Origin of the sequence: Variovorax sp. 770b2 (assembly GCF_900115685.1) — a bacterium.
Lineage (GTDB): Bacteria > Pseudomonadota > Gammaproteobacteria > Burkholderiales > Burkholderiaceae_C > Variovorax.
Map to the genome: position 1 here is coordinate 264,295 of NZ_FOXJ01000001.1, position 18,531 is coordinate 282,825.

The window sequence follows — 18,531 nt, forward strand, 5'->3', positions numbered from 1 at the left end:
CTCATGAATGCAACGCACAACAGGGTGCTGATCGTCGGCGCCGGCATCGCGGGCTGCTCGGCCGCCATTGCGCTGGCCGACAAGGGCATGCATGTCACGCTGGTCGAGAAAGAGGCTCAATGGCGCTTCCAGAGCTCGGGCATCTTCATCTACGGCAACGGGCTGGAGGCGCTGCGCAGCATCGGCGTGCTGCCGCAGATCCTGGATGCGGGCTTCGGCATCGCGGACGGGCGCAACGTCTATCTCGACCATCACGGGGCGCCGATCGTCGATGTGTTCTATCCGCGCTCGCACGGCGGCGCGATGCCGATCCTGGGCATCAGGCGCGCAGAGATGCACCGCATCCTCGCGGGCCGGCTCGGTGCGCTGGGCGTCGATATCCGGTTGGCGACGACGGTGGCGAAGATCCATTCCCCAGGCGGCAGCGATCACGCGGAGGTCACGCTCTCCGATGGATCGACGCAGCGCTTCGACCTGGTGGTCGGCGCCGACGGCATCCGCTCGCAGGTCCGCGAGGCCGTGTGCGGACCTATCGCGCCGCGCTACACCGGCTTTGGCGTGTGGCGCAGCGTGCACGCGCGGCCGCGCACGCTGGACGCGAAGATCATGATGATGGGCATCGGCAAGCGTCTGGGCATCATGCCGATCAGCGACGACAGGCTCTACATCTTCGGCACGGTGAGCGAGCCTGCGGACCGCTGGTATCCGCGAGCGCGATGGCCCGCGCTGATGCGCGAGCGGTTCGCGGAATTCGGCGGGCCGGCGCGGCAGTTTCTCGACCAGCTCTCGGCGGATTCGGAAGTGCTCTACACCGCGGTCGAGGAAGTGCAGGCCCCATTGCCCTGGCACGCGGGCCGCGTGCTGCTGATCGGCGATGCGGCGCACGCCTCGACGCCGTTCATGGGGCAGGGCGGCGCGATGGCGGTGGAAGACGCCGTGGTGCTCGCCGAAATGCTCGCCTCGGATGGCATCGGCGAACAGACCCTGAAGGCCTTCGGCGAGCGCCGCTTTCCGATGTGCCGGTTCGTGCAAGACGCCTCCCGCAAGGTGGGCGAAGCGGGCGCCGTGGAAGACGCCGCGAGCTGCGCGCGCCGCAACACGGCGATGCAGCAGATGGCCCAGCAACAGGTGGACGCCTTCTACCGCGAGCTCGATGCGCTGCGCGCGGTGCCGTCCTAGAGAAAGTGCTTATGCCCGGATGCAGCTAAGCATCTGACGAATGGGTCGTTCGCGCGAAGGCGGGCGCGCGACAGAATCGCGCGCTTTGTCTTTTGCAACCGAAAGTCCTCCCATGCGCGTCCACCCCTTGCTGAAACCGTTCCTCGCACTGTGGGCCGGTGCGCTGTTCTCGCTGGGCGCGCAGGCACAGCAAACGCAACAAGCGCCAGCGGCCTATCCGTCGAAGGCCGTGCACATCACGGTCGCCAACACGCCCGGCAGTTCGCCCGACGTGCTCGCGCGCTACCTGTCGCAGCGCCTCTCTGAGCAATGGAAGCAGCCCGTGGTGGTCGACAACCGCGCCGGCGCGGCGGGCATCCTGGCGGCTGATGGGCTCGCTAAAGCGCCGGCCGACGGTTACTCGCTGCTGGTGGGGGCCGACGGGCCGATCACCATCCTCCCGAACCTCCAGGCGGGCCTGCCCTACGACGCGCGCCGCGACCTGGTGCCGGTGGTGTCGCTCGGGCAGATCGACTTCGTGCTGGTCGCGAATCCGAAGACGGGCTTTCGCACCGTGGCCGATTTCGTGCGCGCCGCCAAGGCGCAGCCAGGGCGCATCAACTACGCCTCGGCCGGCAACGGCAGTCCGCAGCAGCTCAGCATGGAGCTGCTCAAGCAGAAGGCAGGCATCTACGTCACCCACATTCCGTACCGCGGCGGCCCGCTGGGCATGCAGGACGTGATCGCGGGGCAGGTGGACGTGATGTTCATTGCCGTCGGCCCGGCGCTGCAGCACATCCGCACCGGCAAGCTCGTTGCGCTGGGCACCAGCGGCGAGAAGCGCCATGCGCTGCTGCCCGAGGTGCCGACCGTCGCCGAGACCTATGCGGGCTACCGCTCGGGCACATGGTTCGGCCTGTTCGCGCCGGCCCGCACGCCCCAGCCGGTGCTCGATGCCATCGCCGCCGACGCCGGGCGCATCGTGCAGACGCCCGCGGCCCGCGCCGACCTCGCGCTGCAAGGCATCGAGGCCACGGGATTTGCGCAGCGGCAGTTCCAGCAGCAGGTGTCGGCCGAGTACGAGCGCTATGCGCAGATCGTGAAGGCCACCGGCATCAAGGCCGAATAGCGCCGTCGATCAACGGATCGACCGGGACAGCGCCTTGGCGAAATCCGCGACATCGTCGTCGCGGCACACCTCGGCGGCGATCGGCGCATGCCCGCCCGCCACCGCAACCAGCGCCATCGCCTTCTTCGGGCAGAGGCCCAGGCAGGTCGACTGCACGACGCGCAGGCGCCCCGGCACATGCACCAGGTCGCGCTTCAATTCCTTGCGGACTTGCCGGGCCTTGAGTTTGGTGGGGCCGTCGCTGCGCTCTTCGCAATCGCCGCAGACCAGCACCACGCCGGACAGTTTGGTTTCGACCAGGGGAGGGGAATGGCTCACGCGCTTCTTTCCTTTTTTCTTTCCTTTTGTTTCAGCCCATCTTGGGCGCGAAGGCGCGCTGCGCAAGTCAGCCGACCGCCCGAATGCGCTAAGGTGCGGCCATTCGCGTTCCTGAATACCTTTGCCCGACCACCATGTCCCGTCTTCCCATAGAAATCGAAACCGCCCCGAACCCCACCGCCTCCGTGATCCTGATGCACGGCCTGGGCGCCGACGGCAACGACTTCGTGCCGATCGCCGGCGAGCTCGACCTGTCCAGCGTCGGGCCGGTGCGCTTTGTGTTCCCCAACGCGCCGGTGATCCCGGTCACCCTCAACAACGGCTATGAGATGCCGGCCTGGTTCGACATCGCCGGCGCCGATTTCAACGTGCAGGAAGACGCCACGGGCCTGCGCCGCTCGCAGGCCGCCATCGAGGCGCTGATCGCCAACGAAAAGGCCCGCGGCATCCCCGCGAACCGCATCGTGGTGGCCGGCTTCTCGCAGGGCTGCGCGATGGCGCTCCTGACCGGGCTGCGCCACACCGAGCGCCTGGCCGGCATCGTCGGCCTCTCGGGCTGGCTGCCGCTGGCGGCCAGCACCGCGGCCGAGCGCCATGCAGCCAACCACGACACGCCGGTGTTCCTCGGCCATGGCCGGCAGGACCCGATGGTGCCCCTTGCACGGGCCACGCAATCGCGCGACGCGCTCGCCGCCCTCGGCTATGGCGTCGAATGGCACGAGTACGCGATGGCGCATTCGGTCTGCATGGAAGAAGTGGCCGACCTGAACGACTTCCTGCTGCGCGTGCTGGGCTGAAGCACGGGCCGCTGCGGCAACCCACGAGACAGACAGACAGACAGACAAAGAAGGAGACAGCCAATGATCCTGGTCATCGGACACGCCCTCGCCAAGCCCGACACCCTGCAGGCGATGCTGGCCATCAGCGTGGAGCACGTGCTGCGCTCGCGCGCCGAGCCCGGCTGCATCTCGCACGAAGTCACCACCGACGTGCAAGACCCGCTGCGGCTGACCTTCGTGGAGCGCTGGAGCGACATGCCCGCGCTGCAGGCGCACTTTCGCGTCGATGCCTCGCGCGCCTTCGGCAAGGCGCTCGCGGCCATGGCCGACGGCACGCCGGAAATCCACGTCTACCAGTCGGACGAGATCGATCTGCGGGCGGGCCGCGCCTAGCCCGCATTTTTCGCTACAGAAAAGGCCTTTGGCCCCCATGGTGCCTATGCAGGGAGCTATCAAAAAAATAGCGGGCGAGAGCCTAGCCGGAAACGGGATTCCCTGCGCAAGCAGTGCCCGCGCGCCCGTGCTACCTTCCAGCCCCTCAGAAGATTGATGGGTCATAACAATATGAGCAACAGATTGCAGGAGAGGCTCGGTGCCCTTTCGGCCGCACGCCTTATGGGCATGCGACGCGGCATCGAGAAGGAAAGCCTGCGCGCGCTGCCCGACGGCAAGCTCGCGCTGACGCCGCATCCGCTGGCCCTGGGCTCGGCGCTCACGCATCCCCACATCACCACCGACTTCAGCGAATCGCAGCTCGAACTCATCACGGGCGTGCACGGCGGCGTCGAATCGGCGCTGGAAGAATTGACCCGGGTCCACCAGTTCACCTACCGCGTGCTCGACCAGCTGGGCGACGAGCGCCTCTGGGTCTCCAGCATGCCCTGCGGCCTGCCGACCGACGAGACCATTCCCATCGGCCGCTACGGCTCGTCGAACGTGGGCCGCGCCAAGAGCGTCTACCGCATGGGCCTGAGCCACCGCTACGGCCGCCGCATGCAGACCATCTCGGGCATCCACTACAACTGGTCGCTGCCCGACGTGTCGAGCGAACAGTACTTCGCGCTGATCCGAAACTTCCGCCGCCACGCCTTCCTCTTGCTGTACCTGTTCGGCGCCTCGCCGGCGCTGTGTTCGAGTTTCGTCGCGGGCCGTCCGCACGAGCTGCAGCCGCTGGGCGACGGCAGCATGTTCATGCCGCACGGCACCTCGCTGCGCATGGGGCGCCTGGGCTACCAGAGCGACGCGCAGGCCTCGCTGGCCGTGAGCTACAACAGCCTGGACGGCTACGGCGCCTCGCTGCAGGACGCGCTCACGCGGCCCTGGCCGGGCTACGAGGCCATCGGCATCCGCAACCTGGGCGGCGACTACAACCAGCTGGGCACCAGCCTGCTGCAGATCGAGAACGAGTTCTACGGCACCATCCGCCCCAAGCGCGTGATCAACCCCGGCGAGCGCCCGCTGCATGCGCTGCGCGAGCGCGGCGTCGAGTACGTCGAGGTGCGCCTCATGGACCTGGACCCCTTCGAGACCGTCGGCATCAACGCGCAGACCATGCGCTTCATCGATGTCTTCCTCTTGCACTGCCTCCTCTGCGACAGCCCCGATGACACCCCCGAGGAAATCGCCGACCTCGCGCGCAACCAGCACCTGACCGCCGCGCGCGGCCGCGAGCCGGGCCTGCTTCTCGCGCGCGCCGGCAGCGAAGTGACGCTGACCGACTGGGGCGTCGAACTGGTCGAAGAGTGCCTGCCCATCGCCGCCGCGCTGGACGCCGCGCAGGGCGGCACGCAGCACACCGACGCGGTGAAAGCCGCCCGGGCCGCGCTGCGGAACCCCGACAGCCTGCCCTCGGCCCGCGTGCTCGCGGCCATCGAGCAGCAGCACGGCAACTCGTTCATCGGCTTCGTGCGCGCCCAGTCGGAACAGACCCGCGCCGCGCTGCTGGCCCTGCCGTTCTCGCCCGAGCAGCAGGCCGGGTTCGAGCGCATGACCGCCGAGTCGATCCAGGAGCAAAAGCGCATCGAGGCGGCCGACACCATGCCCTTCGAGATCTACCGCGAGCAGTACGTCTCGCCCGCGCGGCTGGGCATCGCCCGGGGCCGCATGGCGGTCGCTGCCTAGCGGGAGGAAGCCCGCGATCTTCTAGAAGATCGCCACCGGGTTGATGTTCACCTGCGTCGAGCCGGTGTACAGCGGCTGGCCCAGCACGAACAGGAACTCGCGCACGCCCTCGCGCAGCAGCGCCCGCGTGTCGATCAGTTCGAGGTTGTAGATGCCATGCCTGGCCAGCATGAACTGGTTGACGGGGAATTCTTCCCCGCTCTTGCCGGGATAGATTTCGGACGCCCAGGTGTCGCCGCCGAAGGCCACGATCTGCCGCTCCGCGAGCCAGCGCGCGGCTTCCATGCCGATGCCGGGCTCGGCTTCGAGAAAGCGCTTGTCGTCCTTGCCGATCAACTCCAGCCAGCCGGTGTTGAACAGGACGACATCGCCTTTTCTCAGCGTCAGGCCGGCCTTCTTCAGCACGGCCTGGATGTCCGCCACGCTGAACTCGGTGGTCTCCGCAACGATGGGCTGGCCGTAGTGCGCGGCCATGTCCAGCACCACGCCCCGCGTGACCAGCGGCGGCACCTTCTCGATGCCCAGTTTCTTCACGCCCTCGATGGTCACGAAATCGGCCGCCTTGTTGCCGTTGTAGTAGACGTTGTCGATGCCGATGTGGCCGATGCCGTTGAGCTGCGTGCCCACGCCCGTCCAGCCCTCCACGAGCTCGTCGTTGAAGGTGAACTTGTTGGGGCCGCTCGACAGGCCCGCCTGCTGCCCGGGCTGGACGTTGAAGAGCTTGAAGCTGCGGTGGCGGAAGGCCGGCGTCTGCCGGTTGACCTCGACCGCCAGCGGCAGGGCCTTTCCTTTCCTGACCAGCCCGACGGCCTGCAAGAGAACGTCGGGCGTCAACAGGTTCGCCGCCCCGATCTCGTCGTCCGCGCCATAGACGGAGGGATACCAGTCGGCGCTCGGTTCAGTCTTTGTCATGCGTAGCTTTCCAGGTTGTTCGCGGGACGGGTGTCCAGCGGCTGATCCACCGTACCGAAGCGCCCGCGCCGGGCGTGTAGGACGGCGGCAGCAGGCGGGCTTCTCAGTTCTCCTTGCGGCTCGCCGGCGTCGGCGCATCGGCTGCGATGAGCTTCTGCGCGCGCATCTCGTCCCAGAACGCCGCGGGAATCACCGCGGCCAGCGCCGCCTGGTCTTCCGCAATGCGCTCGGGGCGGCTCGCGCCGGGAATCACCGCAGCCACCGCCGGATTGGCCAGCGGGAACTGCAGCGCAGCCGCCTTGATGCCGACCTGGTGGCGCTCGGCCACGGCCTTGATGCGCTCGACCCTGGCGATGATTTCCGGCGATGCCTTCTGGTACTCGAAGTGCGTGCCGCCGGCCAGGATGCCCGAGCTGTACGGGCCGCCCACGACGATGTCCACGTCCTGCTTCGCCGCGGCCGGCATCAGGCGCTGCAGGGCGCGCGCGTGGTCCAGCAGCGTGTAGCGGCCGGCCAGCAGGAACCCGTCGGGCTTTGCTTCGTTCAGGTCCAGCGTCAGCTCGCACGGCTCCACGCGGTTGACCCCGAGGCCCCAGGCCTTGATCACGCCTTCCTCGCGCAGGCGCGTCAGCACGCGAAAGGCGCCCTTGCGGGCGATTTCGAACTGCGCGAGCCATTCGTCGCCGTAGAAGTCCTGCGCGATGTCGTGCACCCAGACGATGTCCAGCCGGTCGGTGCCCAGGCGCTCGAGGCTGTCCTCGATCGAGCGCAACGTGGCGTCCGCCGAATAGTCGTTGACCAGCTTGTTCGGCCGGCCGAACTCGAAGAGGCCGCCTTTTTCGCCGAGGTCGCGCGTGGCCGTCTCTTCGGTTTCGTCCAGCACGAGGCGGCCGACCTTGGTGCTGAGCACGTAGTCGTCGCGCCGGTGCTTCGCGAGCGCCGCGCCCAGGCGGATCTCGGCCAGCCCCGCGCCGTAGAAGGGCGCCGTGTCGAAATAGCGGATGCCGTGGTCCCAGGCCGCATCGACCGTGGCGAGGGCTTCGGCCTCGGGGATGTTGCGGAACATGTTGCCCAGCGGTGCGGTGCCGAAGCCCAGGAGGCCGGGGAGTTTGTCCTTGATGCTCATGAAAGAAAGTCCTTGTTGGTTGTCGGCTGGGTTCACTGTAGATTTCCGAGTTGAGTCTGTCCAAGACATAATTGGTGAAACTTGAGTCTCAACAGGTCTTAAATGCTGGACATCCGCCAACTTCACTATTTCGTCGCCGTCGCGGAAGACGAGCATGTGGGCCGTGCCGCCGAGCGGCTGCACATCTCGCAATCCCCGCTGAGCCGGCAGATCGCGCAGCTGGAAGAGCGGCTCGGGCTCACGCTGTTCGAGCGCAGCCAGCAGCGCATCCGCCTCACGGCCGACGGCCGCACCTTCCTGGCGGAGGCGCGCGCGCTGCTCACGCACGCCAACCGCCTGGAGTCGCTGGCGCGCCGGCTGGGGCGCGGCGACGAAGGCGGGCTGTGCATCGGCTACATCGAGAACGCCATGCACTCGGGCGTGCTGTCCGATGCGTTGCGCACCCTGCGTGCCACGCGGCCGGCGGTGCACGTCGCGCTCTACAACCTGCAGTCGGCGGACCAGCTGGAGGGGCTGCGCCAGCGCAGCCTGGACATCGCGCTGGTGTGCGAGCCGCCACTGGCGAGCGATCCCGACCTGCAAGGCGCGCAACTGATGAGCGACCCGATGCTGCTGGCGCTGCCCGATTCGCATCCGCTCGCCTCGGCCGCGAAGCTGACACCGGCCGCACTCGGCAAGCTGGAGTGGATCGCGGTGCAGCACAAGGAGAGCGCGCTCACGCACGACGGCTTCGTCGCCGCCTGCGCCAAGGCGGGTTTCACGCCGAACATCTCGATGGAGGCCGCCGAGCCGCTCACCGCGCTGGGGCTGGTGGCCGCGGGCCTGGGCGTGGCGATGGTGCAGAGCAGTTTGCGTCGGCACGCACCGGCCGGCGTGGTGCTGCGCGAGCTGCCATGGTTCACCTACAGGACGCCGCTGTGGGCGGCCTGGCACAACGTCAACCTGCGGCCGCTGGTCGAGGTCTTCCGCATGACGCTGCTGGAGGGCGCCCGGCCGGAGAGCAGGCCGGCCCTGTAGCGCGTCTGCCCGTCAGCACGGGCTTCGAACGATGCGGCACGGCGGCCACCGCGACCGCGGCGCTGCGCGTGAATTGCCGAGACTTCGCAACGCGCCGCCCGCAGACGACAAGCGCGGGGGCAGAACGCCTACAGGCATTGGCCTGCATGGCTCACCGCGCGCCTCTGCTGCGCTGCGAGGATGACGCCATGCACCGCACAAGCTCCGACCCATCGGTTTCATCATGACTTTCAAGGCCTACCTCGTGGAGGACAGTCCCGTGATCCGCGAGAACCTCGTCGGATTCCTGGAGGACGTCGCCGATGCCCAGGTCGTGGCCTCGGCCAGCACCGAGGAAGAGGCGGTCGGCTGGCTGCGCCAGCATCGCGACGATTGGGACCTGGCCATCGTCGACCTGTTCCTCAAGCGGGGCAACGGGCTGGGCGTGATCAAGGCCTGCCGCAACCGCGCACCGCACCAGAAGGTGGTGGTGCTCAGCAACTACGCCACGGCCGACATGCGCGATCGCTCGACGCACCTGGGTGCCGACGCCTTCTTCGACAAATCGGCCGAGCTCGACCAGCTGGTGGCGTACTGCGCCACCATGCAGCCGTCGCACGGGTGACTGGGGCCGCGCGCGCGCAGCGGCGTCGCGGCGCTTTTCTGGGGTAAAACGCCACGCTGCCGCCGAGCGGCAAGGCCTGAGCACTCCCCAACGAAAGCAGCGAAGAGAGACCCCCACCCATGAGCAGCAGCAACACCATCGACTTCAAGGGCCGCGTGGCCATCGTGACCGGCGCGGGCGGCGGCCTCGGCCGCCAGCATGCGCTGGCCCTGGCAGCCCGCGGCGCCAAGGTGGTGGTCAACGACCTGGGCGGCGCGCGCGATGGCTCCGGCGGCTCGGTGAGCGCCGCGCAGGCGGTGGTCGACGAGATCGTGGCGGCCGGTGGCCAGGCCATTGCCAACGGCGCATCGGTGACCGACTTCCAGGCCGTGCAGGCCATGGTGAAGCAGGCGGTGGAGGCCTGGGGCCGCGTCGACATCCTGGTCAACAACGCCGGCATCCTGCGCGACAAGAGCTTCGCCAAGATGGAGATCGCCGACTTCAAGCTGGTGGTCGACGTGCACCTGATGGGCGCGGTGAACTGCACCAAGGCGGTCTGGGCGCTCATGAACGAACAGAAGTACGGGCGCATCGTGATGACCACCTCGTCCTCGGGCCTGTACGGCAACTTCGGCCAGAGCAACTACGGCGCCGCCAAGCTCGCGCTCGTGGGCCTCATGCAGACGCTGAGCATCGAGGGCGCCAAGAACGACATCCGCGTGAACTGCCTGGCGCCCACCGCCGCCACCCGCATGACCGAGGACCTGTTCCCCAAGGAGATGCTCGAGGCTTTCCAGCCCGAGGCCGTGGTGCCCGCGATGCTGGTGCTGGCCGCGCAGGACGCGCCCAACCGCACGGTGCTCTGCGCGGGCGCCGGCGTGTTCGAGGCGGCGCATATCACGCTCACGCAGGGCGTGTGGCTGGGCAACGGCCCGGACGCGGCGGAGCAACTGGCCGCGCGGCTGGCCAAGGTGACCTCGCGCGAAGACGAAGCCGTGCCGCAGAGCGGCGCCGCGCAGGGCGGCAACGAAGTCGCCAAGGCCATGGCGAACGCCAAGAGAGGCTGAGCGAGCGACCCTGTTCATGGCGCTTGACCTGGAGCGCACTCGAGCATTTCCAATGAATTCACCGGGACTTCCGGTTCATTCAATTGCCAAGGAAAAGCCATGAACACGATCGACAACAAGGCCCTGGTCCAGCACATCCACGCGGAGCTGGACAGGGGCAACGGCCAGGCCTTCATCGACAGCCTGGCCGACGACGCCAGCTGGACATTGGAGGGCACCACGCCCTGGTCGCGCACCTACGCGGGCAAGGCGGCCATCCGCGAGGAGCTGATCGCGCCGCTCTTCGCGCAGTTCGCCGCGCCGTACGCGAGCAAGACTGAGCGCATCATTGCCGAGGGCGACCGGGTGGTGGTGCTGTTCAGCGGCGACGTGCCCACCAAGGCCGGCAAGCGCTACAACAACCGCTACTGCTACGTCTACCGACTCGAAGGAGGCAAGGTGAAAGAGCTGACCGAGTACTTCGACACCGCACTGGTCCAGGAGGCGCTCCAGGCGCCGCCGGTTGCCGCGCATGCCGGCTAGCGCGCCGGCTACACCTGCGGCACCGGTCGTGAAGGGCACGCCCTTCCACATCGGCGAGCTGGCCACGCGCACCGGCCGCACGGTGCACGCCATTCGCTGGTACGAGACGCAGGGCCTCGTGCCCGGCGTGGCCCGCGACGATGGCGGCCGCCGCCTCTACGGCGAGCTGCACGTCGGCTGGCTCGACCTGATGGAGCGCCTGCGCCGCACCGGCATGTCGATCGCCGAGATGCGCGAATACACCGCGCTCGCGCTGCAGGGCAAGGCCACGCTGCAGCAGCGCCGCGACATGCTCGCTGCGCACCGCGCGCGCGTGACGGAAACCATTGCCGATTGGAAAAAGGCGCTCACGCTGGTCGATCGCAAGATCGATTTCTACGATGCGTGGATGGCCAGCGGCCACCGCCCGCCGCTGATTCCCGCGGACACGCCGCGCGCCGCACCGCCGAAACGGCGCAAGGCGCCCTGAACGCCGGCTGCTATTCCGCGACGAAGCCGCTGTCCTTGCGGATCGAATCGCGGTCGCGATGGTTGTTCAGGCGTCCCAGCGTGCTGTCGAGCAGGCGCTTGAGCTTGTCGGCCGCGCCGCGGAAGGCCTCGTCGAGCGTGTTGCCGTGCTGTGTCACTGCCAGCGGCTGGTGGTGGGCAAGGCGGGCCTCCATCACGCAGCGCTTGTCGCCGCCGCCGGCCTTGTCGTGGTTCTCGTCGCTCAGGTGCACCTCGATGCGCGTCACGTCTTCGACGAAACGACTCAGTTGCTGCTTGATCTCCGTGTCGGCCCAGCGTTCCAGCGTGTCCTTGTTCTCGATACCGTTGCTCGTGTTGACCTGAATCTGCATGCAATGTCCCTCTGCTGGATGGATGAACGAAAGCCCACTGTGCGCCCTCCGACGCCGTGCCGTGCGTAGGTCTATTCCCTACCCACGCGCCGGGCAGGGTCCGCAATGCGGCAATGCCGGGGCAGTGGCTCAGCTCTGGATGTAGCTGGTCAGCTGGGTGATCGTCTGCTCGTGCTCGCTGATGATGTCGTCCATCAGGTCCTGGATCGAGATCATGCCCACCACCTTGTCGCCGTCGACCACCGGCAGGTGGCGGAACTTGCGCTGGCTCATCAGCGCCATGCAGGCGCGGGTGCGGGTTTGCGGTGTGACGGTCATCACGTCGGGCGTCATGATCTCCGAGACCTTCACTTCCTTGGAGTTCTTGCCCTGCAGCGCGACCTTGCGGGTGTAGTCGCGTTCGGAGAGAAAGCCCACGAGCTTCTCGCCGTCCATCACCATGAGCGCGCCGACCTCGAAGCGGGCCAGCGTGGCCAGCGCATCGAACACACTGGTGTCGGGCGCCGTGCGCCAGGCGGCGGAGTCGTGGCGCTTGAGCAGTTCGGAGACAGGTTTCATCGCGGTCACTCCACAAAAAAGTTTTGATTCGACCGACGCCGCTGGCGCCGCACTCGGTCAAATCATAGGGGCGGACAAGCCCCCCGCGATGCAAAACCCTCTAGGGGATTGCGCGTGTGCCCACGCGCGAGAACTTAAGGCGTCGCGGCCAGCACGCGGCTGAGCGCCACCGGGTCGCCCACCACGCCCTTCACCAGGCCCTTGTCGTCGAAGCTCACCTGGTACTCGGACCAGCTGTCGCGCCAGTAGCGCCACGTGGTGGCGTCCAGGCTGGGGTTCTCGCCGGCCACGGGGTAGCCGATGGCCATCAGAACTTGCTCCCGCGTCATGCCGGGCATCACCTTGCCGGCGCGGATGGCGGTGCTGACCGCGGGCGGGAAGGCGGCCATCTTCTGCTTCGGATCCTCGGTGACCACGTAGCGCTTGGCAAAGTCGATCAGCGGGATGTTGCGGCTGTAGTCGTTCTTGATGCGCTGGGGCTTGCCCGCCAGCTCAAGATTGAAGAAGCGAAAGTCGTAGGCCGTGATGCGCGCCGGGGTGCCCACGGCGACGATGCTCGTGCCCTGCTCGTCGTAGTTGATGTCGCTGATCGAGTCGCCGTAGGTGCGCATGTTGCAGCACAGGTAGCCGTTGATCAGCGGGCCGGGCGGCGGCGAAGGACGCTGGGCGTGGACGACGGACACGGGCACGACGGTGGCTGCCAGCACGGCGGCAGCGGCAAGGCGCTTGAACATGGATTTCCCTCGGTGTTGTTGGAATGGCTGCGGGGTCGCAGCGCGCGGATTCTAGGGGCGAAGCCGGGGCAGGCGAAGGCAGAATAGGGTTTACAGCTATGGAAAAGATAGCGGCGCGGAGCCGTTCAGGTTCCCGGTTCACAATGCCCGTCCGGCCTGCGGGCCGGCTCTCTGCCAAACCCCTCCCAGTCAGCGCGAAAGAGCGCGAAAGAAAGAGCATCCATCGATGGCGATCCAGTGGTTCCCCGGGCACATGTACACGACCCAGAAGGCCATCACCGAGCGGGTGAAGGACATCGACGTGGTCATCGAGCTGCTCGACGCGCGGCTGCCCGGCTCCAGCGCCAACCCGATGCTGGCCGAGCTCACGGCCGGCCGGCCCACGCTCAAGGTGCTCAACAAGCAGGACCTGGCCGACCCCGCGCGCACGGCGCTCTGGCTCGCGCACTACAACGCGCTGCCCGCCACGCGCGCCATCGGGCTCGATGCGAGCCAGACCATGCCCGCGCAGCAGATCGTGAAGGCCTGCCACGCGCTCTCGCCCAATCGCGGCGGCATGGCCAAGCCGATGCGCGTCTTGATCTGCGGCATTCCCAACGTGGGCAAGTCCACCCTCATCAACACGCTCACCGGCGGGCGCAAGGCCAAGACCGGCGACGAGGCCGGCATCACCAAGCTGGAGCAGCGCATCACGCTGGCCGACGACTTCTACCTGTGGGACACGCCCGGCATGCTGTGGCCGCGCATCGTGGTGCCCAAGAGCGGCTACAACCTCGCGGCCAGCGGTGCGGTGGGGCGCAATGCCTTCGACGAAGAGGAAGTGGCGCTCGAACTCCTCGGCTACCTGAAGACGCACTACGCCGCGGGCATTGCCGAGCGCTTCAAGCTGGTCGAGCTCGACGCCGCGACCATCGCCGGCATGAAGGACGAGGACGTGCTCGACACCATTGGCCGCAAGCGCGGCGCGCTGCTGGGCAAGGGCCGGGTCAACCTGCAGAAGGCGGCGGAAATCGTGATGCACGAATTCCGCGCGGGCAACCTGGGCCGCATCACGCTGGAGACGCCCGAGGAGTTCGCGCTGTGGCTGGCCGAAGGGCAGCGTGTCGATGCGGAGCGTGCGGCGAAGAAGGCGGCGCGCGGGAAGAAGCGCAAGTCCGGCGACGAGCCCGCGGCTGCGGACTGAACGGGCATCGAAGCCCCCGGCTGAACGGAAACGCACCGCTCACTATCATCGAAACATGCAACGCCTCACGCGCCAGCGCAACGCCGTTTTCTCCGCCTTCAGCGACGCCGGCCGCGTCCTCACCGCACCGGAAATCCTCGAGCACGCACGCGAGATCGTGCCCGAGATCAGCCTCTCCACCGTGTACCGCCAGGTCTCCCTGCTGCTGGCCGACGGGGAGATCGCAAAGGTCGAACTGCCGGGCGAACCGGCACGCTACGAAGTGGCCTGCAAACCCGCCGCGCACCGCCACGCGCACCACGACGGCAAAGAGGCCGACCACCACCATCACTATTTCCATTGCTCGGGCTGCGGACAGGTGTTCCTGCTGCACGCATGCCCGGGGCCGATGGACGATCTCGCGCCCAAGGGCTTTCAGGTCAAGAGCCACGAGGTGACGCTGCATGGGCTGTGCGCAACGTGCGTCGAGGCCGGCGACAAGGCGGGCGGGCGCAAGGCGCACTGAAGCGTCAGGCTGCCGCCAGCTTCGCGATGTTATTGAGAATGAATTCTCAATAACGTATAGTCACGGGTCCGAACCTTTCCGATCGACCCCTATGCAAGTCCTGTCCTCACTCAAGGAAGCGAAGAAGCGTCACCGCGATTGCCAGGTGGTGACGCGGCGCGGCCGCACCTACGTCATCTGCAAGTCCAACCCGCGCTTCAAGGCGCGGCAGGGCGGCGCGAAGAACAAGAACAAGCGCTGAAGCGGCGCTGACCGCAAGGCGGGGTGCCTCCCGCCTGCACATCCCCACGACTGAACCGATCTGCATCGGCGCACCCCGCGCCGCCGCAGGCCTGCGCGCGTCTTTTCTTTTCACGGGAACCCTGTCCATGCTCCGAGCCATCGGCCTCACCAAACAGTACGGCGCGCACACCGCGCTCGACCGCCTCGACCTCGATATCCGCGGCGGCGACATCTACTGCCTGCTGGGCGCGAACGGCGCGGGCAAGACGACGACCATCAACCTGTTCCTGAACTTCATCGTGCCGACCGCCGGCACGGTGCAGATCAACGGCGTGGACGTCACGCGCCACCCGGTCGCGACCAAGCAGGACGTGGCGTACATCCCCGAGCAGGTCACGCTGTATGGCACGCTCTCGGGCCTGGAGAACTTGCGCTTCTTCGCGGGCCTTGCGCTCGGCCGCGAACTGCCGCGCTCGCGCCTGCTCGAGCTGATGACCGAGGTGGGGCTGGATCACGCGGCCGCGGACAAGCGCGTCTCCGCGTATTCGAAGGGCATGCGCCAGAAGGTGTGGATCGCTGTGGCGATCGCCAAGGAGGCGAAGGCGCTGCTGCTCGACGAACCGACCTCGGGGCTGGACCCGCACGCGGCCGCCGAGTTCTCGGACCTCCTGCGTCGCGCCGCAGACAACGGCGTGGCCGTGCTCACCACCACGCACGACCTGTTCCACGCGCAGCAGACCGCCACGCGCGTCGGCATCATGAAGCGAGGGCGCCTGGTCGAAAGCCTCGATGGCGAAGTGCAGATCGTGCACACCGACCTGCAGGCGCTCTACCTGCAGCACATGAGGGCCTGACCATGTTGCTGCACTGGATCGCACGACGCGAATTTCTCGAACGCCTGCGCGACGGCCGCCTCTACTGGGCCGGCGGGCTGGTGGTGGTGCTGCTCTTCACCGCGCTCGCCGTGGGCTGGGCCCACCAGCGCGATGCCCACGCCGAGCAGGTCGCCGCGCAGGCGATGGACTACCGCGACTGGCTGCACCAGGACAAGCGCCATCCGCACGATGCCGCCCACCAAGGCATGCACGCCTTCAAGCCCGAGCCGCCGCTGTCGATGGTCGACCCGGGCATCAACCCCTTCATCGGCAGCACCGTGTGGCTGCAGGCGCACCGGCAGAGCGAGGTGAAGTTCAACGCCGCGCAGGACGCGACCGGCCTGCAGCGTTTCGGCAATCTCTCGGTCGGTTGGATCTTGCAGGTGCTCGGGCCGCTGCTGGTGATCGTGCTCGGCTTCAACGCCTTCGCGGGCGAGCGCGAGCAGGGCATCCTGCGGCAGACGCTGAGCCTGGGCGTGGCGCCGTTGCGGCTCCTGGCCGGCAAGGCGCTGGCGCTGTCGGCCTCGCTCGCGGTGCTGCTCGTGCCGGCCGCCATCGTCGCGGCCCTCGCGGTGGCCGCGGGCGCGGGGCAAGGCGAGCGGATCGACGCGCTGCTGCGGCTGGCCGCATGGGCGCTCGGCTACGCGGTGTACCTGGGCATCTTCGTGTTCCTCGTGCTGGGCGTGTCGGCGATGTCGGCCACTTCGCGCACCGCGATCACCGTGCTGCTGGCGCTGTGGATCGGGCAGGCAGTGATGGCGCCGCGCGTGCTCTCTGAGCTCTCGCGCAGCTGGTTCCCGAGCCCGACGCGGCTGGAATTCAACCAGCAGCTCGGCGCTGACCTGAAGACGGTGTCCGACAAGGTCTGGCAAGAGAACTTTGGCACCACCGAGCGCTGGGGCCGCGACGTGCCGCTCAGCAAATGGGGCATCGCGCTGCGGCTGGACGACCAGGCCTCGTACCCCGTGTACGACCGCCACTACGGGCGCCTCTGGGACACCTGGGAGCAGCAGCAGGCCGTGCAGGAGTGGAGCGGCCTCGTGCTGCCGCTCCTCGCGATCCGCAGTTTCTCGATGGGCATGGCGGGCACCGATTTCTCGCACCACCGCCGCTTCACGACCGCGGCCGAACTGCATCGCCGCAACATCCAGGACCTGATGAGCAAGGACCTGGTGGCGCACGCCGATCCGCTGGGCGATCGCCACTTCTCCTACCAGGCCACGCCCGAGCTCTGGGCCACCGTGCCGCCGTTCGACTACCACCCGCCGGGCGCGCGATGGGCGCTGATGCACCAGGCGCGCAGCCTTGCGGTGCTGTGCGTCGGCCTGCTGCTGGCGGTCGCGTTCGCGGCCTTCGCCACCGTGCGCCAGCGCGCGCTCTGAGAGAGGGATGAATCACATGTCCATCCATCCTCCGCAAGGCCGCCGCCTGCTGGCCGTGATGCGCCAGGAAATCCGGTTGATGCTCGCCGAACGCGGCCTCTGGATCGTCGGCGCGCTGTTCCTGCTGCTCGTGTCTTATGCGCTCGCCAACGGCCTCGTGCAGACCGCCAAGCGCGACCGCGCACAGGCGGCCGTCGCGCAGGCCGACCGCGACACCCGCGCCGGCCAGCGCGTGCAGCTCGAGGCCATCCTCGCCGGCACCGCGCAGCCCACGCCGTTCGAGAACCCGGCCGATCCGTCGCGCATGGCGAGCGGCTACGGCGGCCAGCACGCGCTGCTGCCGACCGCGCCGCTGGGCCCGGTCGCGCTGGGGCAGAGCGACCTGTTCCCGAGCCAGTACAAGGTCACGAACCAGAGCCGCGTGGTGTTCATGAACCCCAGCGACATCGAGAACCCGTGGCACCTGCTGAGCGGGCATTTCGACCTGGCCTTCGTCATCGTGTACCTGCTGCCGCTGCTGATCTTCGCGCTCAGCTACAACCTCTTGTCGGCCGAGCGCGAGAACGGCACCTTGCGGTTGCTTCTCTCGCAACCGCTGCGCTTGCGCACGCTGCTCGCGGGCAAGCTCACGGTGCGCGCCGCGGTGCTGCTGGGGCCCGCCGTGCTGCTGCCGGTGACGGTGCTGTGGATCGCGCGCCATGCGGGGTTCGCCGGCGCGTCCAGCGAGATGGGCGGCGCGACGCTCTGGTGGGCGTTGCTCGTGGGCGCGTATGCGCTCTTCTGGTTCGCGCTGGTGGTCGCGGTGAACGCCTTCGGCGCTTCGTCGGCGACCAATGCGATGGTGCTGGTCATCGCGTGGGTGATGCTGGTGCTGGTCGCGCCGGTGCTGCTCAACCTTGCCGTCACGCAGGCCGCGCCGGCGCCTTCGCGCACCGAGCTCGCCACGCGCCAGCGCGTGGTCACGGCCGAGGCGATGAAGCGCCACCAGGACCTGCTGGGCACCGAGTACCAGCACGTGGGCCACGGCGCGATCCTCGTGCCGCGCAACGGCAAGATCGAGATCGCCGGCCGCGCGCTGGCCAACTACAGGATCGAGCGCGAAGTCGACGAGGCGATCCGCCCGGCGCTCGATCGTTTCGATGCGCAGCAGGCACGCCAGCAGCAGCTGCTCGGCCGCTTCGGCGCGGTGTCGCCCGCGGCCGTGGCCTACGAAGGCATGACTGCGCTGGCGGGCAACGGTGCACGCCGCCACGCCCGCTTCGAGGCGCAGACCGTCGCGCATCACGAGGCGTGGAAGGCCTTCTTCTTCCCGCGCATCGATGCGCGCGATGCGCTCACGCCCTCCGGGTTCGACCGCATTCCCGCGTTCGCCTGGCAGGAGGAGCCCGCCGGCCTGATGCGCGGCCAGGCCGCGCTCGCGGTGCTGCAGTTGCTGGTGCCCAGCCTGCTGCTCTTCGGCCTCGCGGCATGGCGGCTGCGGCGCTTCTCGGTCGCTTAGTGC

General features: G+C 68.1%; 22 protein-coding genes. 16 read left to right on the forward strand and 6 right to left on the reverse strand.

Features of this window, described 5'->3' with window-relative positions; genetic code table 11:
* The first annotated feature begins 3 nt into the window (after positions 1 to 3).
* Entirely contained in the window at positions 4 to 1,179 is a 1,176-nt protein-coding gene (locus BM133_RS01140; RefSeq protein ID WP_093431059.1) for an FAD-dependent oxidoreductase, read from the forward strand.
* Positions 1,180 to 1,291: 112 nt separating this feature from the next.
* Complete coding sequence (locus tag BM133_RS01145; protein WP_093431060.1) at positions 1,292 to 2,287, forward strand: Bug family tripartite tricarboxylate transporter substrate binding protein; 996 nt, start codon at positions 1,292 to 1,294, stop codon at positions 2,285 to 2,287.
* Between the two features lie 9 nt (positions 2,288 to 2,296).
* On the opposite strand, the gene BM133_RS01150 is transcribed toward BM133_RS01145, so the two are convergent.
* Entirely contained in the window at positions 2,297 to 2,605 is a 309-nt protein-coding gene (locus tag BM133_RS01150; protein ID WP_143100049.1) for a hypothetical protein, read from the reverse strand.
* Positions 2,606 to 2,739: 134 nt separating this feature from the next.
* Between BM133_RS01150 and BM133_RS01155 the strand changes: the two genes are divergently transcribed.
* From BM133_RS01155 to gshA, 3 genes are all read left to right on the forward strand, one after another.
* Positions 2,740 to 3,402, forward strand: a complete 663-nt coding sequence (locus BM133_RS01155) for an alpha/beta hydrolase (RefSeq protein ID WP_093431063.1) — start codon at positions 2,740 to 2,742, stop codon at positions 3,400 to 3,402.
* 63 nt (positions 3,403 to 3,465) lie between these two features.
* Complete coding sequence (locus tag BM133_RS01160) at positions 3,466 to 3,777, forward strand: putative quinol monooxygenase (RefSeq protein WP_093431065.1); 312 nt, start codon at positions 3,466 to 3,468, stop codon at positions 3,775 to 3,777.
* Positions 3,778 to 3,948: 171 nt separating this feature from the next.
* Positions 3,949 to 5,505: a glutamate--cysteine ligase gene (gshA, locus tag BM133_RS01165; RefSeq protein WP_093431066.1), complete on the forward strand. Its 1,557-nt coding sequence runs from the start codon at positions 3,949 to 3,951 to the stop codon at positions 5,503 to 5,505.
* Positions 5,506 to 5,526: 21 nt separating this feature from the next.
* Here the strand turns inward: gshA and BM133_RS01170 are convergent, their stop codons facing one another.
* The gene (locus tag BM133_RS01170; protein WP_093431068.1) at positions 5,527 to 6,417 is read right to left on the reverse strand and encodes a cyclase family protein; all 891 of its coding nucleotides are present in this window, start codon (positions 6,415 to 6,417) and stop codon (positions 5,527 to 5,529) included.
* Positions 6,418 to 6,520: 103 nt separating this feature from the next.
* Complete coding sequence (locus tag BM133_RS01175; protein ID WP_093431069.1) at positions 6,521 to 7,543, reverse strand: aldo/keto reductase; 1,023 nt, start codon at positions 7,541 to 7,543, stop codon at positions 6,521 to 6,523.
* Positions 7,544 to 7,645: 102 nt separating this feature from the next.
* Here BM133_RS01175 and BM133_RS01180 point away from each other — a divergent pair, with 102 nt between their 5' ends.
* The 5 genes from BM133_RS01180 (at position 7,646) to BM133_RS01200 (ending at position 11,201) form a co-directional block, all read left to right on the forward strand.
* Positions 7,646 to 8,560, forward strand: coding sequence for a LysR family transcriptional regulator (locus tag BM133_RS01180; RefSeq protein ID WP_093431071.1), 915 nt, complete (start codon positions 7,646 to 7,648; stop codon positions 8,558 to 8,560).
* A gap of 223 nt (positions 8,561 to 8,783) precedes the next feature.
* Positions 8,784 to 9,164: a response regulator gene (locus BM133_RS01185; RefSeq protein WP_093431072.1), complete on the forward strand. Its 381-nt coding sequence runs from the start codon at positions 8,784 to 8,786 to the stop codon at positions 9,162 to 9,164.
* A 119-nt stretch (positions 9,165 to 9,283) separates the two neighbouring features.
* Positions 9,284 to 10,210, forward strand: coding sequence for an SDR family NAD(P)-dependent oxidoreductase (locus tag BM133_RS01190; protein ID WP_093431074.1), 927 nt, complete (start codon positions 9,284 to 9,286; stop codon positions 10,208 to 10,210).
* A gap of 99 nt (positions 10,211 to 10,309) precedes the next feature.
* Complete coding sequence (locus BM133_RS01195) at positions 10,310 to 10,732, forward strand: nuclear transport factor 2 family protein (protein WP_093431075.1); 423 nt, start codon at positions 10,310 to 10,312, stop codon at positions 10,730 to 10,732.
* Positions 10,722 to 11,201 (forward strand): MerR family transcriptional regulator, encoded by a 480-nt coding sequence (locus tag BM133_RS01200; protein ID WP_093431077.1) that lies wholly within the window; start codon positions 10,722 to 10,724, stop codon positions 11,199 to 11,201. The genes BM133_RS01195 and BM133_RS01200 overlap by 11 nt, the downstream gene beginning before the upstream one ends.
* Before the next feature lie 10 nt (positions 11,202 to 11,211).
* Here BM133_RS01200 and BM133_RS01205 read toward each other — a convergent pair whose 3' ends face one another.
* From BM133_RS01205 to bamE, 3 genes are all read right to left on the reverse strand, one after another.
* Positions 11,212 to 11,571 carry an HPF/RaiA family ribosome-associated protein gene (locus BM133_RS01205; RefSeq protein ID WP_093431078.1) on the reverse strand — a complete coding sequence of 120 codons (360 nt, stop codon included), beginning with the start codon at positions 11,569 to 11,571 and terminating at the stop codon, positions 11,212 to 11,214.
* A 129-nt stretch (positions 11,572 to 11,700) separates the two neighbouring features.
* On the reverse strand, positions 11,701 to 12,129 hold the full coding sequence (locus BM133_RS01210) for a CBS domain-containing protein (RefSeq protein WP_093431080.1): 429 nt from the start codon (positions 12,127 to 12,129) through the stop codon (positions 11,701 to 11,703).
* 134 nt (positions 12,130 to 12,263) lie between these two features.
* On the reverse strand, positions 12,264 to 12,863 hold the full coding sequence (gene bamE, locus BM133_RS01215; protein ID WP_093431082.1) for an outer membrane protein assembly factor BamE domain-containing protein: 600 nt from the start codon (positions 12,861 to 12,863) through the stop codon (positions 12,264 to 12,266).
* Between the two features lie 226 nt (positions 12,864 to 13,089).
* On the opposite strand from bamE, the gene ylqF reads away from it, so the two are divergent.
* From ylqF to BM133_RS01245, 6 genes are all read left to right on the forward strand, one after another.
* Positions 13,090 to 14,046 (forward strand): ribosome biogenesis GTPase YlqF, encoded by a 957-nt coding sequence (gene ylqF / locus BM133_RS01220; RefSeq protein ID WP_093431084.1) that lies wholly within the window; start codon positions 13,090 to 13,092, stop codon positions 14,044 to 14,046.
* Between the two features lie 55 nt (positions 14,047 to 14,101).
* Complete coding sequence (locus tag BM133_RS01225) at positions 14,102 to 14,551, forward strand: Fur family transcriptional regulator (protein ID WP_093431085.1); 450 nt, start codon at positions 14,102 to 14,104, stop codon at positions 14,549 to 14,551.
* A gap of 91 nt (positions 14,552 to 14,642) precedes the next feature.
* The gene (ykgO, locus tag BM133_RS01230; protein WP_013542562.1) at positions 14,643 to 14,792 is read left to right on the forward strand and encodes a type B 50S ribosomal protein L36; all 150 of its coding nucleotides are present in this window, start codon (positions 14,643 to 14,645) and stop codon (positions 14,790 to 14,792) included.
* A gap of 127 nt (positions 14,793 to 14,919) precedes the next feature.
* Positions 14,920 to 15,627, forward strand: a complete 708-nt coding sequence (locus tag BM133_RS01235) for an ABC transporter ATP-binding protein (RefSeq protein WP_093431086.1) — start codon at positions 14,920 to 14,922, stop codon at positions 15,625 to 15,627.
* A 2-nt stretch (positions 15,628 to 15,629) separates the two neighbouring features.
* Positions 15,630 to 17,030 (forward strand): ABC transporter permease subunit, encoded by a 1,401-nt coding sequence (locus BM133_RS01240; protein WP_177224680.1) that lies wholly within the window; start codon positions 15,630 to 15,632, stop codon positions 17,028 to 17,030.
* A 16-nt stretch (positions 17,031 to 17,046) separates the two neighbouring features.
* Positions 17,047 to 18,528 carry an ABC transporter permease subunit gene (locus tag BM133_RS01245; protein WP_093434941.1) on the forward strand — a complete coding sequence of 494 codons (1,482 nt, stop codon included), beginning with the start codon at positions 17,047 to 17,049 and terminating at the stop codon, positions 18,526 to 18,528.
* Positions 18,529 to 18,531: the final 3 nt, after the last annotated feature.